This is a genomic window from Halobacillus sp. B23F22_1, from assembly GCF_043497005.1.
GTDB lineage: Bacteria > Bacillota > Bacilli > Bacillales > Halobacillaceae > Halobacillus_A.
This window is the reverse complement of the sequence record NZ_JBIEKE010000002.1, coordinates 218725-237844: the sequence shown is the minus strand read 5'-3', so window position 1 is coordinate 237844 and position 19120 is coordinate 218725. Positions and strand designations below refer to the sequence as shown.

At 37.0% G+C, this 19120-nt stretch carries 27 protein-coding genes; 9 read left to right on the top strand and 18 right to left on the bottom strand.

All coding sequences use genetic code 11. The features are described 5' to 3' along the window. The first annotated feature begins 7 nt into the window (after positions 1–7). Positions 8–811, top strand: a complete 804-nt coding sequence (gene comER, locus ACGTNH_RS08935) for a late competence protein ComER (RefSeq protein WP_394586378.1) — start codon at positions 8–10, stop codon at positions 809–811. Between the two features lie 78 nt (positions 812–889). Here the strand turns inward: comER and ACGTNH_RS08930 are convergent, their stop codons facing one another. The 8 genes from ACGTNH_RS08930 to ACGTNH_RS08895 are packed head-to-tail and all read right to left on the bottom strand — an operon-like array spanning position 890 to position 5886. Further along, complete coding sequence (locus tag ACGTNH_RS08930) at positions 890–1618, bottom strand: class I SAM-dependent DNA methyltransferase (RefSeq protein WP_394586377.1); 729 nt, start codon at positions 1616–1618, stop codon at positions 890–892. Then, positions 1615–1968 carry a ribosome silencing factor gene (gene rsfS / locus ACGTNH_RS08925; protein WP_394586376.1) on the bottom strand — a complete coding sequence of 118 codons (354 nt, stop codon included), beginning with the start codon at positions 1966–1968 and terminating at the stop codon, positions 1615–1617. The genes ACGTNH_RS08930 and rsfS overlap by 4 nt, the downstream gene beginning before the upstream one ends. A gap of 31 nt (positions 1969–1999) precedes the next feature. Then, complete coding sequence (yqeK, locus tag ACGTNH_RS08920; protein ID WP_394586375.1) at positions 2000–2560, bottom strand: bis(5'-nucleosyl)-tetraphosphatase (symmetrical) YqeK; 561 nt, start codon at positions 2558–2560, stop codon at positions 2000–2002. Further along, positions 2544–3113 (bottom strand): nicotinate-nucleotide adenylyltransferase, encoded by a 570-nt coding sequence (locus tag ACGTNH_RS08915; RefSeq protein WP_394586374.1) that lies wholly within the window; start codon positions 3111–3113, stop codon positions 2544–2546. Before ACGTNH_RS08915 ends, yqeK begins: the two co-directional genes overlap by 17 nt. Before the next feature lie 15 nt (positions 3114–3128). Further along, on the bottom strand, positions 3129–3419 hold the full coding sequence (yhbY, locus tag ACGTNH_RS08910; protein ID WP_394586373.1) for a ribosome assembly RNA-binding protein YhbY: 291 nt from the start codon (positions 3417–3419) through the stop codon (positions 3129–3131). Position 3420: 1 nt separating this feature from the next. Further along, positions 3421–4257 (bottom strand): shikimate dehydrogenase, encoded by an 837-nt coding sequence (gene aroE / locus ACGTNH_RS08905; RefSeq protein ID WP_394586372.1) that lies wholly within the window; start codon positions 4255–4257, stop codon positions 3421–3423. 10 nt (positions 4258–4267) lie between these two features. After that, a complete protein-coding gene (yqeH, locus tag ACGTNH_RS08900; RefSeq protein WP_394586371.1) occupies positions 4268–5368 on the bottom strand; it encodes a ribosome biogenesis GTPase YqeH in 1101 nt (366 codons plus the stop codon). Next, the gene (locus tag ACGTNH_RS08895) at positions 5368–5886 is read right to left on the bottom strand and encodes a YqeG family HAD IIIA-type phosphatase (protein ID WP_394586370.1); all 519 of its coding nucleotides are present in this window, start codon (positions 5884–5886) and stop codon (positions 5368–5370) included. Before ACGTNH_RS08895 ends, yqeH begins: the two co-directional genes overlap by 1 nt. 333 nt (positions 5887–6219) lie before the next feature. Here ACGTNH_RS08895 and ACGTNH_RS08890 point away from each other — a divergent pair, with 333 nt between their 5' ends. From ACGTNH_RS08890 to sigK, 8 genes are all read left to right on the top strand, one after another. After that, on the top strand, positions 6220–6372 hold the full coding sequence (locus tag ACGTNH_RS08890; RefSeq protein ID WP_188375629.1) for a sporulation histidine kinase inhibitor Sda: 153 nt from the start codon (positions 6220–6222) through the stop codon (positions 6370–6372). Between the two features lie 237 nt (positions 6373–6609). After that, the gene (locus ACGTNH_RS08885) at positions 6610–8943 is read left to right on the top strand and encodes a Na+/H+ antiporter subunit A (RefSeq protein WP_394586369.1); all 2334 of its coding nucleotides are present in this window, start codon (positions 6610–6612) and stop codon (positions 8941–8943) included. A gap of 3 nt (positions 8944–8946) precedes the next feature. Further along, positions 8947–9285, top strand: a complete 339-nt coding sequence (locus ACGTNH_RS08880; RefSeq protein WP_394586368.1) for a Na(+)/H(+) antiporter subunit C — start codon at positions 8947–8949, stop codon at positions 9283–9285. After that, positions 9278–10765 (top strand): Na+/H+ antiporter subunit D, encoded by a 1488-nt coding sequence (locus ACGTNH_RS08875; RefSeq protein ID WP_394586367.1) that lies wholly within the window; start codon positions 9278–9280, stop codon positions 10763–10765. The genes ACGTNH_RS08880 and ACGTNH_RS08875 overlap by 8 nt, the downstream gene beginning before the upstream one ends. A gap of 8 nt (positions 10766–10773) precedes the next feature. Next, on the top strand, positions 10774–11250 hold the full coding sequence (locus tag ACGTNH_RS08870; RefSeq protein ID WP_394586366.1) for a Na+/H+ antiporter subunit E: 477 nt from the start codon (positions 10774–10776) through the stop codon (positions 11248–11250). After that, entirely contained in the window at positions 11250–11561 is a 312-nt protein-coding gene (locus tag ACGTNH_RS08865; RefSeq protein WP_394586365.1) for a Na(+)/H(+) antiporter subunit F1, read from the top strand. The genes ACGTNH_RS08870 and ACGTNH_RS08865 overlap by 1 nt, the downstream gene beginning before the upstream one ends. After that, a complete protein-coding gene (gene mnhG / locus ACGTNH_RS08860; protein WP_394586364.1) occupies positions 11542–11919 on the top strand; it encodes a monovalent cation/H(+) antiporter subunit G in 378 nt (125 codons plus the stop codon). The genes ACGTNH_RS08865 and mnhG overlap by 20 nt, the downstream gene beginning before the upstream one ends. Positions 11920–12030: 111 nt before the next feature. Continuing rightward, complete coding sequence (gene sigK, locus ACGTNH_RS08855) at positions 12031–12744, top strand: RNA polymerase sporulation sigma factor SigK (RefSeq protein WP_394586363.1); 714 nt, start codon at positions 12031–12033, stop codon at positions 12742–12744. A gap of 44 nt (positions 12745–12788) precedes the next feature. On the opposite strand, the gene ACGTNH_RS08850 is transcribed toward sigK, so the two are convergent. The 10 genes from ACGTNH_RS08850 to ACGTNH_RS08805 form a co-directional block, all read right to left on the bottom strand. Continuing rightward, positions 12789–13016 (bottom strand): YrhC family protein, encoded by a 228-nt coding sequence (locus ACGTNH_RS08850; protein ID WP_394586362.1) that lies wholly within the window; start codon positions 13014–13016, stop codon positions 12789–12791. Between the two features lie 66 nt (positions 13017–13082). Further along, entirely contained in the window at positions 13083–13775 is a 693-nt protein-coding gene (gene mtnN, locus ACGTNH_RS08845) for a 5'-methylthioadenosine/S-adenosylhomocysteine nucleosidase (RefSeq protein ID WP_394586361.1), read from the bottom strand. Between the two features lie 30 nt (positions 13776–13805). Beyond that, entirely contained in the window at positions 13806–14510 is a 705-nt protein-coding gene (locus ACGTNH_RS08840; RefSeq protein WP_394586360.1) for a YrrS family protein, read from the bottom strand. A 112-nt stretch (positions 14511–14622) separates the two neighbouring features. Beyond that, positions 14623–15105 carry a transcription elongation factor GreA gene (greA, locus tag ACGTNH_RS08835; protein ID WP_394586359.1) on the bottom strand — a complete coding sequence of 161 codons (483 nt, stop codon included), beginning with the start codon at positions 15103–15105 and terminating at the stop codon, positions 14623–14625. Between the two features lie 248 nt (positions 15106–15353). Continuing rightward, complete coding sequence (udk, locus tag ACGTNH_RS08830; protein WP_394586358.1) at positions 15354–15998, bottom strand: uridine kinase; 645 nt, start codon at positions 15996–15998, stop codon at positions 15354–15356. A 30-nt stretch (positions 15999–16028) separates the two neighbouring features. Continuing rightward, the gene (locus tag ACGTNH_RS08825; protein ID WP_394586357.1) at positions 16029–16658 is read right to left on the bottom strand and encodes an O-methyltransferase; all 630 of its coding nucleotides are present in this window, start codon (positions 16656–16658) and stop codon (positions 16029–16031) included. Positions 16659–16759: 101 nt separating this feature from the next. Continuing rightward, entirely contained in the window at positions 16760–17914 is a 1155-nt protein-coding gene (mltG, locus tag ACGTNH_RS08820) for an endolytic transglycosylase MltG (protein WP_394586356.1), read from the bottom strand. Positions 17915–18075: 161 nt separating this feature from the next. Beyond that, on the bottom strand, positions 18076–18360 hold the full coding sequence (locus ACGTNH_RS08815; RefSeq protein WP_101844373.1) for a DUF1292 domain-containing protein: 285 nt from the start codon (positions 18358–18360) through the stop codon (positions 18076–18078). A 13-nt stretch (positions 18361–18373) separates the two neighbouring features. After that, a complete protein-coding gene (gene ruvX / locus ACGTNH_RS08810; protein ID WP_394586355.1) occupies positions 18374–18790 on the bottom strand; it encodes a Holliday junction resolvase RuvX in 417 nt (138 codons plus the stop codon). After that, positions 18790–19059, bottom strand: coding sequence for an IreB family regulatory phosphoprotein (locus tag ACGTNH_RS08805; RefSeq protein ID WP_188375613.1), 270 nt, complete (start codon positions 19057–19059; stop codon positions 18790–18792). The genes ruvX and ACGTNH_RS08805 overlap by 1 nt, the downstream gene beginning before the upstream one ends. Between the last annotated feature and the right edge of the window lie 61 nt (positions 19060–19120).

Below are 19120 nucleotides of genomic sequence, written 5' to 3'. Positions count from 1 at the left end.
GATTCCCATGAAATACGGCATTATAGGTACAGGGAATATGGGGAGCATGCTAACACATGCCTTTATTTCAAGTGGAGCAGTTCGTGCGGATCATGTTGCCATATATAACAGAACCCCAGATAAAGCCCAAGTTTTAAAAAATGAATTTAAAGAACTTGCTATTGCTCCTTCCATTAAGGAATTAGGAAATACTTGTGACATTATTTTCATTTGTGTAAAACCTCATCATTACGAGTCTGTTATTAAAGATTTAATGTTATCCCCTTCTCAATGCTTAGTTTCAATTACTAGCCCTGTTTCTGTAGTGGATCTTGAAAAAGCCGTGAACAGCCAAGTAGTTCGCATTGTACCTTCTATAACTAATAGGGCCCACGCTGGCGTAAGTTTGTTTACATTTGGAAATAATATTACACAAGCTTTTAAAAGGGAATTATTATCGACTTTTGAATTTTTCTCTAAACCTGTTGAAATTGAAGAAGAAAATATCCGAGTAGCTTCTGATATTGTTTCCTGCGGGCCGGCTTTCTTAGGATTTCTAATTGAAAATATGATTGATTCAGCACACAAAATCGGCGGAATTTCAGAAGAGAAAGCAACGGTATTAATGGAGGAAATGATTATAGGATTAGCAGCTCTTTTAGACAAAAAAATTTACAGTTTTCCAGAATTAATTAAGAAAGTGACCGTGAAGGGCGGGGTAACCGGGGAGGGATTAGTGGCTTTAGAAGAGAACATTGATGATACCTTTCTAGCGTTGTTTCAGGCAACCCATTACAAGCATTATAGAGATAAATTATCCATTAAACTATAGGTTAATTATTCGACATATATTATTATTTTCCTGCAAAAACTTTCCTGCAAAAAAACGAAGGTGGCTTAAAGCCACCTCCTACACCTTTTGACAAACAAAGAAAATCCGATCTCCTTCAATCGAGGAATTATAACTAAAATCTGAGTGTATATCTAAGATGTTAAAACCAACTTGGCGTAACTCCTCTTTCAAAAAGTCTATTGAATAACCTTTTTGTTTGTGCGTTTCATCAAACCGGTCAAATAATTCGCCGCTTTTCACGAAAAAGGTTAAATCGTGTTCAACAGTATTTTGCTCTTCTCCTTGATCACAAAACCATATATACGATAAATCGTCATATACTTCAGCAAACGTCTGACCTACCAGATCATTTGAGATATGTCTCAACGAATGAACGTCAAATAAAAATAAGCCATTTGTTTGTAAAGCGCTATAAGCATTTTTAAATACGGATAATAATTGCTCTTCTCTTACTATATAATTTACCACATCGCAAAAGCTGATTACAGCATCGTAACCTGATAAACCCATAAGTTGAGAGATATCCTGTAATAACCATTGAATCTGATGACGTTTATCTTTATTTGCTGCGATAGCAAGCATATCCTCTGATAAATCAACGCCCGTCATTTGATAGCTGTCAGCAAGTCTATTGGTAATTTCCCCTGTTCCGCAGCCTAATTCAAGTATTGTCTTTGCCCCAGGGTGGTGTTCAGCCATGACTTCTTTCGTCCAACTTACCCAATCCGTGTAAGGTGCATCTTTCATCAAGCGATCATACACCTCAGCCATTCGGTGATAACTCAACCTTGAATTCCTTCTACAGAAACGGAAGCAGCATCTCCCCAAAGTCTTTCAAGGTTATAATAATGGCGTTCATCTTTATGGAAAATGTGACATACCACTCCATTTAGATCGACCAAGATCCAACGTGCTTTATCAAAACCTTCCATTCTTTTAACTTCAATACCATTTTCTTCTGCTTGTTCCTTTACTTCCCTAGCAATTGCTTGTACTTGTCGTTCATTCGAACCTTCACAAATTAAGAAATAATCTGCTACCAGCGATACATCGGCCATATCTAACACCACAATATCGTTTGCACGTTTTTCATCACATGCCTTAGCAGCAATTGTCACTAACTCTTTACTATCCATGTTATTCCTCCCATATAATCGTTAACGCAGCTTATACTAATGCATTATATGCATGAATGGTATCAGGATAAACCGTTCTTTTATTATTCGTTAAAAATTGGACTGTATTAACAAGAGATTGAAGACAAGCTTCATTCAAATCTTTTTCAGCAATCTCTCTTACTTGCTCTACCCCTTCAAAGTTTCGACCAGGCTCTATATAATCAGCTAAAAAAACTACTTTATCCAAAAGAGACATATTCTTTTTACCTGTAGTATGAGCTGCAATAGCTGACAATATTTCTTCATCTTGAATCTGCAACTCATCTTTGAGCATCATCGCCCCTACTGGACCGTGCCATAATTCATGATGATAACTTAATAAATCATTGCTCAGCTTCTCTTCGCGTAAAATCCAACTCTTTAACTCTTCTATAGGTTTGTGCTTTGCATAATCATGCAAAATTGAAGCCGTTTCAGCTTTTTCTACATCCGCCCCATATTTTTCAGCGAGCTTTACTGCTGTGTCCGTCACTCTAACAGTATGCTCAAAGCGTGATTGTTTTAGGTGGGGCCGTACAAATTCCAATAACTTTTCACGAGTCTGATACATATAATGAATGCTCCTTTATATACTCGTAAACTTCATGTGTTACTAAATATCTAATCGATTTACCTTGAGCTAAACGCTTCCTAATCATAGAGGAAGAAATGTCTATCCGTGGAATATCTACCAATTTTACATCTCTGCTTGAAGCTAATTGATAACCTTCTCTTCCAACTCCTACAAATTGGACCAGTTTTTTCAATTCATCTATACGGTGCCAGCGATCCAGATGTTGAACCATGTCCCCACCTATAATAAAACAAAAATTATTCCCCGGGTATTGGCTCTGCAATTGCTTAATTGTATCAATTGTATAGGATTTTCCTTCTCTTTCCAATTCAACAGTAGACAATGAAAATTGAGGGTTCCCCTCAATCGCTCGTTCAACCATTCTTAAGCGGTCTTCTGCCATGAGTGAAGATTTTTGTTTATGAGGCGGTACATGAGAAGGTACAAACCACACTTCATCCAAATGCATAACTTCAAGCACGTGTTCAGCCATAATCAGATGTCCTAAATGAGGAGGATCAAAAGTCCCTCCCAGCAAACCTATCTTCATGGTAACCTTTCTCCTTTAAGGCAGCTCGATTTGTTTGTTATCTTTAGATTCTTTATATAAAATAACAGTATTTCCTATCACTTGGACAATTTCCGCATCAGTGTGCATTGAAATCTCATTTGCTACTTCTTGATTATCATCGAAATTATTTTGCAATATGCTGACTTTAATCAGTTCCCTCTTTTCAAGAGCCTCAGAAATTTGAGTCGTCATATTCTCATTAACTCCACTTTTCCCCACCTGAAAAATCGGCTGAATATGGTGAGATTGTTTACGCAGATACTTTTTTTCTTTACTAGTTAACATTCTATTCTCCTTCCAACTTTCGTTCAAAGTCTTTCATTATGTTGTCTGTGTCAGGATTAGTACCCGTCCAAATTTTAAAAGAATAAATAGCTTGATGCAGCAACATTTCATATCCGAAATGAAGATCTGCACCCATGGATTGAGCTTGCGTTAAAAAGACCGTCATTTTAGGACGGTAAACAATATCACTAAATAAAGACCCTCGCACGTTTCTACTCAAACTTACAATGGATTGATGATCGTTGGGTGACATACCTACTGAAGAAGTTTGTACAACTATATCGTATTTGTCTATATTATACTCTGCTTCTTCTATACTTAATGGTTGAGAAAAATCTTCGCCTTCAAGTTCCCTGATAATATGATCAGCTTTAGCAACGGTACGATTGGCAAGATCTACTCTTCTCAAACCCTTCTGCAGAAAGGAATAATAAATTCCGCGAGCGGCCCCGCCGCTTCCTAATATGAGAACTTTGCTCGTTTCTTTTAAGGTGTCAGGGTATCGATTTTCAATAGAAGTAACGTAACCAACTCCATCAGTGTTGTAACCAATCCATTGGCCGTCTATTACTTTAACTGTATTTACTGCCCCTAAAAATTGTGCAGCATCATCAATATCATCTAAATACTCAATAATCCTCTCCTTATATGGAACAGTAACATTAAATCCATCTAAATCCTTAGCTTTCAATTTAACTATCTCTGTATCAAATTTATCGGGATCGATTTCAAATAACTCGTAAGTACCTTCCATTTGCTGATCCTTTATTAATTTTGAATGAATCCAAGGTGACAAAGAATGAGCAATCGGATAACCTATTAACCCTAGATGCAGCATATACAACCTCCTAAATTAAAGACTGGCGTAATGATACTTTTACACCCTCAGGGGCATGAACTGTAACCGATACTTTCCCTTGTGGCACAGTAACCCAACCTAAGCCTGAGAAAACAATATCCGTTTTTTCGCCAGGTATTTTAAAATCTTGAGCTTTCAGCGGCGGAAGTTCTTTCCTTGTTTCCTCATCCGGAGGTGTGAGAAGCTCACCTAAATGATTTTTATAGAGATCATCTGCTTTCTCGAGCTTAGTACGATGGATCTCCATCTCATTGGAAAGATAGCAAATAAAAGAACTTCTCTCCCCGGAAGTGAAATCGAGGCGAGCTAATCCCCCAAAAAACAATGTTTGTCCTTCATTTAATTGGTACACTTTAGGTTTCACTTCTTTTCTAGGAGTTATATGCTTTAAGTCACGATCTGAGACATAATGTGCCATTTGATGACGATGAATCACTCCTGGTGTATCATAAAGTGAAGTTGTATGATCTAACGGAATATCAATAAATCCAAGCGTGGTACCGGGAAAATAAGATGTGGTAATAACATCCGTTACTCCGGAACTTTGATGGATAAGCTGATTGATAAACGTTGATTTTCCTACATTTGTAGTACCAACTACATATACGTTCTCACCTTTTCGATGGTTATCGATTGCCTGAGATAGTTCTTCCATTCCTGTTCCCTTTTGGGCGGAAATCAAATGAATATCTTCTACTTTTAATCCATATTCTTTGGCGGTGATTCTAAGCCATTGTTTTAATTTATTTGAATTTACAGACTGGGGAAGTACATCCATTTTATTTCCGACTAAAAGAATCGGGTTATTACCAGTTAATCTTTGCAGACCGGGGATAAAGCTGCCGCTTAAATCAAAAATATCAACCAATTGTACGACAAGACCGCGGCTTTTGCTTATTTGATTTAACATGTTTAGAAAGTCTTCGTCTTGATACGGCACATCCTGCACCTCATTATAATGTTTCAAACGAAAGCATCGTTTACATATAACATCATCTCTCTCAAGTGCAGATTTTGGTGCATAGCCAGGCTTTTTTGGGTCAGAGGTTTGAATTTCTACTCCGCACCCGTGACATTTTATATCTTCCATTAATTTTCCTCCCAATTGATCTTCCCTTTACGCTTCATCCATTTAAGAATTCTGCGTTCAATTTTACGATTAAATTTTGTGAAGAACCCGTCAGTTTCTACTATAGGAACTACTAATATTGTATGAATACCTGCTATATTCCCTCCAAGAACGTCGGTCATTATCTGATCTCCTACTACTACAAGTTCATCTTTTTTTACGTTCATTTCTTTTTGGGCTTTCTTAAAAGCTTTTGAAAGCGGTTTTCTTGCACTATGAATGAATGTCGTATCTAGAGGCTCAGAAAAAAGCTTCACCCGTTTCTCATTATTATTAGAAGCAATTATAACTTGAATACCATGCTTATTCATACGTTGAAACCATTCTACAATTTCCTCCGTAGCATCCGGGGCATCCCATGCCACTAATGTATTATCTAAATCAGTAATTACACCCTTAATTCCTTTATCCTTTAAAATGAGAGGGTTAATATCATGGACACTCTCTACATGTTCATTTGGCAAAAATTTTTTCAACATTAACCTTATTCCACCCTTCACGACAAAATCTCCTTACCTATCATAAACAAAAAAAGACGACGTTTCAAAATAATCCTATAATTATCTCAAAGATTCCAAAAATCGTTCGACAAATCGCGACAGATCAGACCTGTGGATAACTTTATACACACATTCCACATGAACCAGTCACGATATTTACAGGAGTTTCCTGGATATTCAAGCTGAGTTATCTACAAACGGCTGTTGATAAAGGGGTTATTGTAGCTATAAGCCTCCCGTGATATGGTGAAATAGTAGTAAAACTTCCAATTCCTAAATATTCAGGAGGTGGCTGCCATTCGGCAGAGGAAGATGAAACAATTATCTGATACCCTGTTAATACAATCTTACCACAAAGCTATCCAACTCAATCTTTCACGCGAGTTCATTAAACAAATAGAAAGCGAAATCATCGAGAGAAAGCTCTATCACCTATTAGATCGTTCGAATTTCCGTGTAGGTTAGTTCCATTATTAGGAATACCTACCTCCTGTACAACGTCAATGTTATGATTGGCGTTTTTTTATTGAGATTTTTTTATTATAAGATTATGACGGCTTTCTTCATATTTATATATTCTGATGAAACCGGCAACAATATTATTGATTGCGATAGTATACAGTTGAATATTCGACTAATTTTTGATTACAATTGAGTGAACCAACTAAAACGTTGAACTTAGGCCGAGGGAGGAACAACCAGATGCTACTGGCTGTATTATTGCCTTTTATTATTGCAATTTTCATTCCATTATTAAGTAAATGGAAAACTAAACTTCACACAGGAGTTTTCGTCACAGCCGTACCCGTTGTGATATTTATTTATTTTATTCGATTTATAGGACCAGGATTCGAGCCTGTGCACTCAGAATATTCCTGGATTCCATCACTAGATATGAATATTCTTTTTTATCTTGATGGTTTGAGCTTGTTGTTTGTATTACTAATTAGTGGTATAGGCTCCCTAGTTGCTTTTTATTCGATCTATTATTTACATAAATCGGAGCAGCTGGGACATTTTTATGTGTATTTCTTATTATTTATGGGGTCTATGCTAGGTGTTGTACTTTCTGACAATGTTTATGTCTTGTATACGTTCTGGGAGTTCACATCGCTATCGTCTTTCTTGCTTATTGGGTTCTGGAACCATCGTGAAGGATCGCGTTACGGAGCATTAAAGTCTATGCTGATTACTGTATTTGGTGGTCTCAGTTTGCTTGGCGGATTAGTTTATATGAACGTTATTACTGGTACGGCAAGCATTCAAGAAATGATGAGTCAACAAGAATTAATTTTAAATCATGAATTCTTTCCCCTGATTTTGGGTCTCGTTTTGTTAGGGGCTTTTACTAAGTCTGCTCAGTTTCCATTTCACATTTGGCTTCCGGATGCTATGGAAGCTCCTACTCCAGTCAGTGCATATTTACACTCTGCTACAATGGTTAAAGCCGGTATATTCTTAGTCGCCCGCTTTTTTCCAATGCTTTCAGTTTCCGAATGGTTTTTCATTATTGTATCTACAGTTGGTATCTTCACCTTATGCTGGGGATCCTATATGGCTGTGCGACAAACTGATTTAAAAGCAATTTTAGCATTCTCAACCATCAGTCAGCTTGGTATGATCATGGCAATGCTTGGATTTGGTACTGACCTTGCTATATTTGCTGCTGCGTTTCATATTCTTAACCACGCGACCTTTAAGGGCAGTCTTTTTATGGTAGCTGGAATTGTGGATCATGAGACCGGATCAAGAGATATTAGACGCTTAGGCGGCTTAATGACCTTCTTACCAATTACGGCTACGTTAGCATTAGTAGCCTCATTCTCGATGGCAGGGGTACCATTGCCGATTTTCAATGGTTTCTATAGTAAGGAAATGTTTTTCGAAGCCGTATATGATTTAGACGGTTCTGTTGCAGGTATTACTGCTTTACTGCAATCATTATTCCCTTACCTGGCTGTATTCGGGAGCATCTTTACTTTCGTTTACTCCATGTACTTTTTCTTTGGAACATTTAGAGGAAAGAACAACGTAGAAGAATTACCAAAGAAACCACATGAAGCTCCATTAGGAATGCTTGTATCCCCGATGATTTTAGTAGTGGGAGTAATTGTGATTGGTTTAATCCCAGATTTGATTAATAAGCCTTTTATTGAACATGCAGCCTCAGCTATAGGTGGCGCTGAAATCGCCAAAGACATTTATTTTTGGCATGGAATCTCTCCAGCTTTTATCATGTCAATAACAGTAATAGTATTCGGTACAATTTTATTCTTAGTCCGTCCTAAATGGACATCGATTTATAATGTTGTACCAGGAGTTTTAAGTTTAAACAAATTTTACGACGGGCTTGTTGACCGGACAGAGAGGTACTCAACATATATCACTAATGGTTATATGAACGGTTCATTAGGTCGTTATGTTCGCTTAATTCTAGCTGCTATATTAATTGTCACTTTTGGTGTTATGACGTTTACAGGCGGGTTTACAGTAGATACAAGTAATGTATCAGATATAACTGTTCATGAGCTTCTCATTGCTGTAGTGATGGTCATTGCAGCTTTCGGTACTATTGTATCGAATAATCGCATTGCAGCGATCCTTATCTTAGGTGTAGTGGGCTACGGTTTAGCAATGCTCTTTGTCGTTTATCGCGCACCTGATCTTGCTTTAACTCAGCTAATTGTTGAAACAGTTACTGTAGGCTTATTTTTACTAGTGTTTTATCATTTGCCTAAACTTGAGAAAACTAACGAATCTTCAATAACGAAATCTCTTAACATTATTATTTCTGTTGCGTTCGGGTTATTAATGACAATGGTTGCCATTTCTTCTCACAGTTCCAAGATGTTTGAAGCAATGTCGAGTTATTTCGTAGATAATTCCTATAAATTAGGTGGCGGAGATAATATTGTAAACGTCATACTAGTGGACTTTCGTGGATTAGATACGTTATTTGAAATTGCTGTACTAGGTATTGCAGCGATGGCGATCTTTTCATTAATTCGATTACGCGGAAAGAAAAAGGAGGAGTAAAACATGGAATTAGTTATGGCCGCTCTTGCCGGAATATTATTTATGACCGGCGTTTATAACCTCCTCCAAAAACAACTGCTCCGAATTGTGATAGGTACCGCCCTAATTTCTCATGGGGCTCACTTATTTATATTAACGATGGGAGAATTAAAAAGAGGGGCGCCTCCTATATTAACGGATGGAATTGAACAGTATACTGACCCTCTTCCTCAAGCTTTAATTCTTACGTCCATCGTTATCAGTTTTGGGGTGACAAGCCTGCTGCTCGTATTAGCTTACAGAGCTGCAAAGATAAATGGCACAGACAATATGGAGCAACTGAGGGGTAACGACTATGAGTAATTTATTAGCTTTAACGATTATATGGCCGTTAATCGCGGGAATTATTGCAGCTTTTCTAAACAATAAAAAACGAATAGTGCGACCTCTATCGCAGGTTTTTGCTGTTCTTAACTTAGTTTTAGCTGGTGTTGTGTTATACTTGGTTTCTATTCACGGCACGGTTGTGTTAGAAACTGGCAGCTACGAGGCACCATTTGGAATTGTAATTGTAGGAGATCTATTAGCTTTAACGTTAGTATTAACTACTAATATAATAGCTACTGCATGTGTGTTTTACGCACCTAAATCCTTAACTGAACAACAGGAATCGTTTTACTTCTACAGTTTTTTCTTTATGCTCATTTCAGGTGTCAGCGGAGCCTTTCTAACAGGTGACTTATTTAACCTTTTTGTTTTCTTTGAAGTTCTTCTCATGGCATCTTATGGACTTATTGTATTAGGTAACGGAAAAGCACAGCTTCGGGAATCTTTAAAGTATGTGCTGATCAATCTTTTTTCATCTATGTTGTTTGTTACAACCATCGCTTTTCTTTATTCGGTGGTAGGTTCAGTAAATATGGCTCAAGTATCTCAACGAGTTCAGGAAGTTGAACAACAAGGTGTACTTACAACGATTGCGATATTGTTCTTTTTTGTGTTTGCTACTAAAGCTGCCGTTTTCCCATTATACTATTGGCTGCCAAGACCTTACATTGTACCCAATCCGGTAGTGTCAGCTTTATTTGGTGCGCTGCTTACCAAAGTCGGTATTTATTCCATTTTAAGAGTATTTACCCTTATCTTTGTAGGCGAAGTAGATATCACTCATACAATTTTCATCTACCTTGCAGCCTTTACCATGATTTTTGGAGTTATCGGTGCTTTATCCACTCATAATATTAAACTCATTGTAGCTTATAATATCATCCCGGCTGTTGGATTTATGATGATGGGTATCGGCATCTTCTCTGAAGTATCACTAAGTGGTACAATCTATTATTTAATAAATGACATGGTTATTAAAGGAGCTCTATTCCTTCTGGTTGGCGCTATCGCCTATGTTGCTGGAACATCTGATTTAAGAAAAATGAATGGCCTTATTCACCACTATCCTACGCTTGGATGGTTCATGTTTGTTTCCACATTAGTATTGGCGGGTATTCCACCATTTAGTGGTTTTGTAGGAAAGCTGCTTCTTATTCAAGGTGGTTTAGCCAACGAAGAAATTATGGTTGTTATTGCTTCACTTGTATCAAGTCTGCTTATTTTATTCTCTATGATCCGCATTTTTATCAGAGGGTTTTGGGGAGAAAAGACAGATGCTCCGCCACACCCTGAACGCAGCGCCGCTGCCGGCAAGATGATATGGCCGATCGCTGTTCTTCTCTCAATCACTGTACTGTTAGGTGTTGGGGCTGAATGGTTTTATCCTCCTGTGGAATGGATGGGAGAATATTTAATGGATCCGCAAATGTATATCGATTCTGTGATAAAGGAGTAGACTATTTCATGCCATTTCAAATTTTGCTCAATATTATTATTGCAGTAATGTGGATGTTTTTAAGCGAGACATATAACTTCACTTCATTTTTAGTGGGCTATATTATTGGGATTCTAATGCTGTTTGTACTCCAGCGTTTTATACCTGATACTTTCTATATTAAGAGGGTGTTCAGTGTAGTAAAACTCATTATGTTATTTGTCCGAGAACTTTTGTTATCAAACATAGATATCGTGAAGCTGGCCTACAAGCCTAATCTAAATATACAACCAGGTATTTTCGCTTTACCGATTGATCTTAAAAGCAACTGGGAAATTACATTACTTGCAAATTTAATATCTTTAACGCCTGGTACATTATCACTAGAAATAAGTGAGGATTATTCTAAAATATATATTCACGCTATGGATGTTCCTGATGTGGAACAATCTATCAAGGATATAAAAGAAACTTTTGAAAAAGCCATTATGGAGGTGACCCGATAATGGAAGAGTCCGTTAGCTTCACAAAGACATTGATCGATATTTCGGCCACAATTGCCATTATAGGTGTCTCCCTTTCTGTAATGATTTTACTCTATAGAGCAATAAAAGGACCTACTAATCCAGATCGAGCTGTTGCTCTGGATGTCATTGGAGTTAATATTATGGCTTTAGCGGGAGTTATCGCCATTTTGCTTGTCTCCACACAGTTTAATGATGTAATTCTTTTAATCGGGATATTACTATTTATTGGTACAATTGCATTGGCAAAATTCTTAGAAAAGGGTGTTATTATTGAACGGGACATGGATTAGTATCATCTTTGATTTGCTCATTTGTATATCCCTGCTTCTAGGCACCTTCTTTCTTATTTCAGGCTCACTTGGGGTATTAAGGTTCCCGGACGTTTACACACGTCTTCACGCGGCTACTAAGAGCTCTACACTAGGGGTTGCTGGAATTTTAATTGGTGCTTTCCTCTTTATGTATGTAGAGCACGGGGTGGTCAGTGGAAAACTTCTCTTAGGAATCTTTTTTATCTTATTAACTGCTCCTGTATCCGGGCATATGATTGGCAGAGCCGCTTATCGAAGCGGGGTTCAATTATGGGATAAAAGTATCAACAATGAACATAAAGACGTCTATCAGCAAACTAAAGAAACAAGTAAGTAAGCAGCCTTTCAACGGCTGCTTTTTTATTTGGCTTCGTACAGGCACGAGAGAGCTTAAACCCACATACACTTGTCATAGGCAGATGCCCAAAATCCAAGGAGGTGTGTGCGTTTGAGCAGCTTAATTGCTTCAATTCTATATTTTTTTAAGGAAGCTTTATTTTTTGTCTCGTATGTGAAGAATCAAGCTTTTCCAAACCCTTTACCTAAAGAAGAAGAAGCGAAACAACTGCAATTGATGAAAGAAGGAAGCAAAGATGCAAGAGATAAACTAATTGAACATAATTTAAGACTTGTTGCTCATATCGTAAAAAAGTTTGAAAACACGAAAGAAGATTTCGAAGATTTGATTTCTATCGGGACAATTGGCTTGATTAAGGGAATTGAAAGCTATTCTACTGGGAAAGGGACTAAACTGGCTACTTATGCAGCGAGATGTATCGAAAATGAAATATTAATGCATCTTCGTTCCACAAAAAAGATGAATAAAGACATCTCTTTGCAAGATCCAATCGGTCATGATAAAGAAGGTAATGAATTAAATCTGCTCGATATCTTGCAAGCAGATGTTGTTGATATTGTAGAAGAAATTCAGCTTCATATGGAGATTGAGCAAATTAAAAAGTATATTACTGTACTTGATGACCGAGAAAAAGAAGTTATTGTTTTTCGTTACGGATTAAATGATGAAGACGAAAAAACACAGCGAGAAATAGCAAAAGAGTTAGGTATTTCTAGAAGTTATGTATCACGAATAGAGAAAAGAGCTCTAATGAAGATATTTCATGAGTTTTACAAACAAAGCAAATATGGGAATTCGTCGTAGACTTCCCCAAAATAAAAGCCACTGCGTTTTTGCAGTGGCTCTCGTTATTCTTCTCCCAGCTTTCGTTGCCAGTGATTTATTTTTTTTATAAAAATAAAAGCAGTAATTAATAAGACTGCTATAACTGCAAATAGATAATAATATGCGTTGGTCTTGTATTCATATAAGCTAATGATGACTCCAACGTACATATATCCACTTAGAATAAGGAGAGTCAACGTAAAGCGTCGGTAGTCTGCCAACTTCTTTTCTAATTGCTTGTTAGAATCCATTAACCCACCTCCTGTACGTTACTGATTGTAACATAGCAGCGGGATGATACCTGATGGTAATTTCTACTACTCTATTTCATCTAACATGCTTAGAATCATATTTGCTGCATTGTTTGCTGCTTTAGGCAAGAACTGATCAAATGAAATGGATGATTCTTTTCCAGCAATATCAGAGAGCGCGCGTATCACAACAAACGGTGTTTCATATTTATAACAAACTTGAGCAATCGCAGCAGCCTCCATTTCAGCTGCAATCATTTCTGGAAATTTTCCACGCACAAAGTTCACCCGGCTCTCTTCTTGCATGAAAGAGTCACCTGTCGCTATAATACCTCTTTTTGCTTTCGCATCCGTTGTTTTAACTGCCTTCATAGCCAGCTCAATTAAATCCTTATTTGCAGGATACATAGCTGGCAGCCCCGGGACTTGACCATATTCATATTTAAAGGCTGTGACATCTACATCATGATGTGTGACTAAAGAAGATATTACAACATCCCCGACTTCTAGATCTTTAGCGAATCCACCGGCAGAACCAGTATTAATCACACGATTGATCGAAAAACGTTCATGTAATATAGTTGTAGCGATTGCAGCGTTCACTTTTCCGATTCCTGATTTCAATAAAACCACAGAATGATTATGCAGTTCTCCTTCTATAAAGACACTATCAGCGGCGTGGTGTACTTCTCTTACTTTCATTTTACTTTTTAGTAATTCGATTTCTTCATCCATAGCCCCAATTATTCCAATTGCCATTTCACGTCTTCCCCTTCCACATCTGAACCCCTAGTTATAAGGATTATTATTCAATTCTTCAACTTGAACAGGACGATAACCTTCGCCATCTACCCACTCAATTAATACTCTGTAAACGGGATCCTGTGATTTTTCAGAAATGACTGCATTGACTCTTTCATTGCCGGCATTCTCTACTCGCCACTCAATCATGTTTGCAGAATCCACACCTGTTGCTACGCTTGCAGCTTTTATTATTTCATTCCAATCTTGAGAACCTTGTTGGAAAGTAGTTGTATGATTCCCTGAAGTATCTTGTTCAGTCCCAACGGGGTCCCAGTCCTGTGTAATTACACGGTCCACGTTCTCTTCAGAACCTTCCTCTACTTCCCGATTATCGTCTTCTTCCTCTGAAGATTCTTCTTCCTCGTTTTCGTTTTCTTCCTCTTCATCAGAACTTTCTTTTTCTTCTTTTTCTTTTTCTTCCTTTTCTTTTTCTTTCACTTCTAATTCCTGGCTATCTTCTTCACTTTCTTCTGAATCTTCGGTACTATTTTCTTCATTCTGTTCTTCATTTTCAGATTGAGTTGCTGTGTCTTCAGACTGCGGTCCACTTCCTCCGGTAAAAGTAAACAAACCTATATATACCATAAGCAATATTACTGCTGCGGCAGTTAATATAAGCGTGATTTTTTTTGTTTTGTTTCTTTTTTCAAATCTGCCGGATCTTGATGATCGCGTATGATTATTTTTCATTTCTTAATCCTCTCCTCTATAAAATTCATTATAGTTCATTCGTAGCGTTCATCCAACCTTAGACGGTTTAATATATAATCAAATAGAAAAGACAGGGGCTCACCCCCTGTCCTTACTGTAAAGTAACTGTAATAATCTTCACGTTAATTTCTCCACCTGGTGTAGCTACTGTCACTTTATCTCCTACTTCATGACCAATAAGGCTTTGTGCCATTGGGGAATCGTTTGAAATTTTCCCTTCAAACGGATCCGCTTCCGCACTACCTACAATGGTGTAGGTTTCTTCATCTCCATCAGGAAGTTCTTGAAATGTAACTGATTTACCCATAGAAACACGATCAGGGTTATCATTATCACTTTCAATAATAACAGCATTGCGAATCATATTCTCAACGGATTGAATACGAGATTCCACAAAAGCTTGTTCATCTTTGGCGGCATCGTATTCTGAGTTTTCAGAGAGATCTCCAAATCCACGTGCAATTTTAATACGCTCTACAACTTCTTTTCTTTTTTCATTTTTCAAATATTCTAGTTCTTGTTCTAGTTTTGTTTTGCCTTCTTCTGTCATGTAAAAGCTTTTTTCTTGGGCCATACCAACACGCTCCTTCTATCCGACAATGTTAATTGATTGTATTCAGGGTTTGATCCCTCTGAATTATTTACTCCAATTTGGACTTTGATGAGTAGTCGTACTTTTTGTCCATAAACTGCTTGTACACTTATATCTAATATAATTACATGCTGAGGGTGGATCGGAATTAATATAATGTATACATGCGTCAGGGTATCTAGAACTACTATCAAAAACTATGCCAGATTTTTTAAAACTTTTCAACTATTTTATTTGCTTAATTTCTGACCTTTTTCACGAAGCACTGTTTGAATCTTTGTTGCCATTAAATCAATAGCCACATGATTCTGTCCACCTTCAGGAATAATAATATCAGAATAACGTTTTGTTGGTTCAACAAATTGCAAATGCATCGGACGTACTACATTTATATATTGATCAATGACCGAATCTAACGTTCTTCCTCGTTCATTAATATCCCTCATCATACGTCTAATAATTCTTACATCGGCATCGGTATCAACGAATACTTTAATATCCATAAGATCTCGTAACCGCTCATCCTCTAGAACAAGAATTCCTTCCACAATTATAACCTCTTTTGGTTCTACTACTACCGTTTCGTTTGAACGTGTATGGATTTTATAATCGTATACAGGCTTCTGTACTTGTTGCTCATTAATAAGCTGCTTTAAATGATCAATTAATAAATCATTATCAAAAGCGAGAGGATGGTCATAATTTGTTTTTAACCTTTCCTCTAACGGGAGGTGACTTTGATCTTTATAATAATAATCCTGTTCCAACATCAAAATTGTCTTATCTGTAAATCTTTGAATAATTGAGCGGGTTACACTCGTTTTCCCTGACCCCGTTCCCCCAGCTACTCCAATTACTACAGGTTTATCTTTCATGTTATGGTTCTCCTTTCACCATCTCTGTATTTATGCTTTTACTGTTATTGCTACTCCATCACCAATAGGAACTATAGAAGTATGATAATAATTGTTATCTTTTAGTAATTGATTAAAGGTACGTACTTTACAAGCTAACTTTTGTAAACGTTCAGGTGCCTCCTCAGGATGCGCAACTGCCCCTTTAAACAACACGTTATCAGACACAATAATGCCACTGTCTTTTAAGAGAGGAGCATATAAATTAAAAAATTCTTCATATTTTCCTTTTGCCGCATCTATAAAAATCAGATCAAATAATCCAGAATTAACCACTTCATCTTTTACATCTAATGCATCGCCATGAATTAAATGAATTTGTTTTTCCTTGTCAAAAGTGTTAAAGTTCTTTTTTGCTTCTTCATAACGGACAGAGTCACGTTCAATGGTTATGATCTCTGCTTTCTGATAAGCTTCTAGCATTCTTAAAGCAGAATAACCAATGGCAGTCCCAATTTCAAGGATTTTACGTGGTTTATGAATTCGAATAAGCTGCATTAGAAAATCAATTCCTAAAGGTTCCATGATGGGTATTTTATGTTTAGCTGCGTATATTTCTAGATCTTTTATCTCTTTTGAAACAGGGGGCAGTAAAGATTGTAAATATTCTTCATTTTTCACAAATACTGACTCCTTTCTATCATCTACATCGCTTTACAACCCTATTATTTTAACATAAAAAAAAGAAGGAATGCGAGAAGTTGTTCGCATTCCTTGAAAAATTATTCAGGTGTATCGTCAGGTAAAGGCGTATCTTCATTATTATTATCAATATGTTCTTCTCTAAGCTTTTTGTGTTCCTCAAAATCCTCAGCATAGAAAATTTCACCTTCACTATTAGCCAGGAAGTACAAATAATCATTATCTGACGGGTTTATTGTTGCTTCCAATGAATTCGCATTAAAGCTTGAAATTGGACCAACCGGCAGCCCTTCATTTTGATACGTATTGTAAGGAGAATCAACTTCAAGATCCTCAAACAACACCCGGTCTTTATGTTCTCCAAGGGCATAAAGAACTGTAGGATCCGTTTGCAGCATCATATCTTCATCCAGTCGATTATAGAAAACTCCAGCAATATCTTTACGGCTATCTTCATTAGGGGCTTCGTTTTCTACTAAGGAAGCCATAGTTAATATCTCGTGAATCGTCAAGTCGCTTTCTTCAATCTCTTCACTTCTTTCTACTACAGTCGCTTCTGTTCTTGAAATCATTTCTTCAATAATTTGTTCAATTGTGGGATCTTCTACAAAATAGTCATAGGTGGTGGCAAACAAATAGCCTTCGAGAGGATAGCGTATATCCTCGTTAAGTACTTCATCACTCAATATAGCAGGATAATCTTCTATTAATTGATTAATGTACTCTTCATCATTTGCTTGTTCTAAAAATTCTTCTTTTGTAAAATCGAATTCCTCGGCATATAATTCAGCTATTTGTTCTAAATTCCGCCCTTCAGGAATGGTAACTCTTACAGTTGGTTCTTTTACAATTTTTCCAGTTTTTAAAGACTCAATTATTTCATCTAATGTCATAGATGCTGTGAAGCTGTAATCGCCTGCTTGAAAACCAGTTTCATTTTTAAACTTTGTGTAAAACCTAAAGATCAACTCGTTTTTTATTACATCATTATCTTTCAAAATACTCGCTATTTGAGATGTAGATGATCCAATAGGGACTTCTACGTTGATTTGGGATTCATCGTCAGGATCCACAGGCTGTAAGGATGACTTAATATATAAATAGCCTGAAATTAGAGCGATGATAAGTAAAACAGCTATTACGGCCAAAACGATAGTGACTATTTTCCGAACTGTACTCGCTTCTTCGCTTCGTTTTTTTAATTTTTCTTTGTAACTTTTCTTAAAATCTGACACCCAAGCTCCTCCTTCCGCCCGATTCATTATACTACAAATTATGAGCTTTTTTCTATGAATTTAGACATATTTCACGTTTTCGTGGTAATTGTTAATTCTTTATTAAAAAATGCGGATTAAAAAAGACTTGCAGTAAAATTACTGCAAGTCTTAAATGATTTTTATGTTAGATCCTCTTCAGTTAGAGTGTTTAACATCTCTTCAACCATTTCCCACTCTTCGTCTGATTCAATCTGATAGAGCGCTAAATCGTCTTCTTCGTTCCCTTTTTCTTCATATCTAAAAGCGAAAACTTCAACCTCATCGCCTTCTTTTTGTTCTGCCGGTACGACAGCAATATAAGACTGTTCTGTTTGTTCTACATCAAAAGTGAATAAAACTTCAAATAAATGTTCTTCTCCGTTTTCGTCCGGGATAATAATTCTCTCTTCTTTTTCTAGTGCCATGTGGTGGCCTCCTTTATTGTTTTGCATCCAAATAGCTTTGCAATATGATAACTGCAGCCATTTTATCAATAACTTTCTTTCGCTTTTGCCTGCTTACATCAGCGTCCAGCAATACTCGTTCTGCAGCCATAGTGGTGAGACGTTCGTCCCAATATCGCACACTAACTTTAAATTCCTTTTCAAGCCATTTTCCAAACCTTTGACTTGCCTCACCTCTAGGACCGATTGTTCCGTTCATGTTTCTTGGCAATCCTACGACTGCTTCAATGATGTCGTTCTCCTCGATAACCTTGCGTAGAGGCTCTTTGGCTGTCGTATAATTGTTCTCGTCCCATTTTAGCGTAGTCAGCCCTTGAGCTGTCCAGCCAAGTGCATCAGAGATGGCAAGACCAATCGTTTTTTCCCCCACGTCCAGTCCTAGTTTCTTCATTAACTATCCTCTTTATTATGTTCTAAATAAAATTTAACTAACTCTTCGATTAGTTCGTCTCTTTCCATCTTTCGAATTAGGTTCCTTGCATCGTTATGACGCGGAATATAAGCCGGATCGCCGGAAAGCAAATACCCTACAATTTGATTGATTGGGTTGTAACCTTTTTCCTGCAGTGAATTGTGAACAGAAAGTAACAGGGTTCTTACATCTTCGTCAAATGGTTCTTCTGAGAAATTAAAGCGCATTGTTTTGTCCATTGAACTCATCATTTGTCACCTCGCCCGAATTAGTCTTTGTTCTATTATATACCTAGTTTCTACCTTTTGT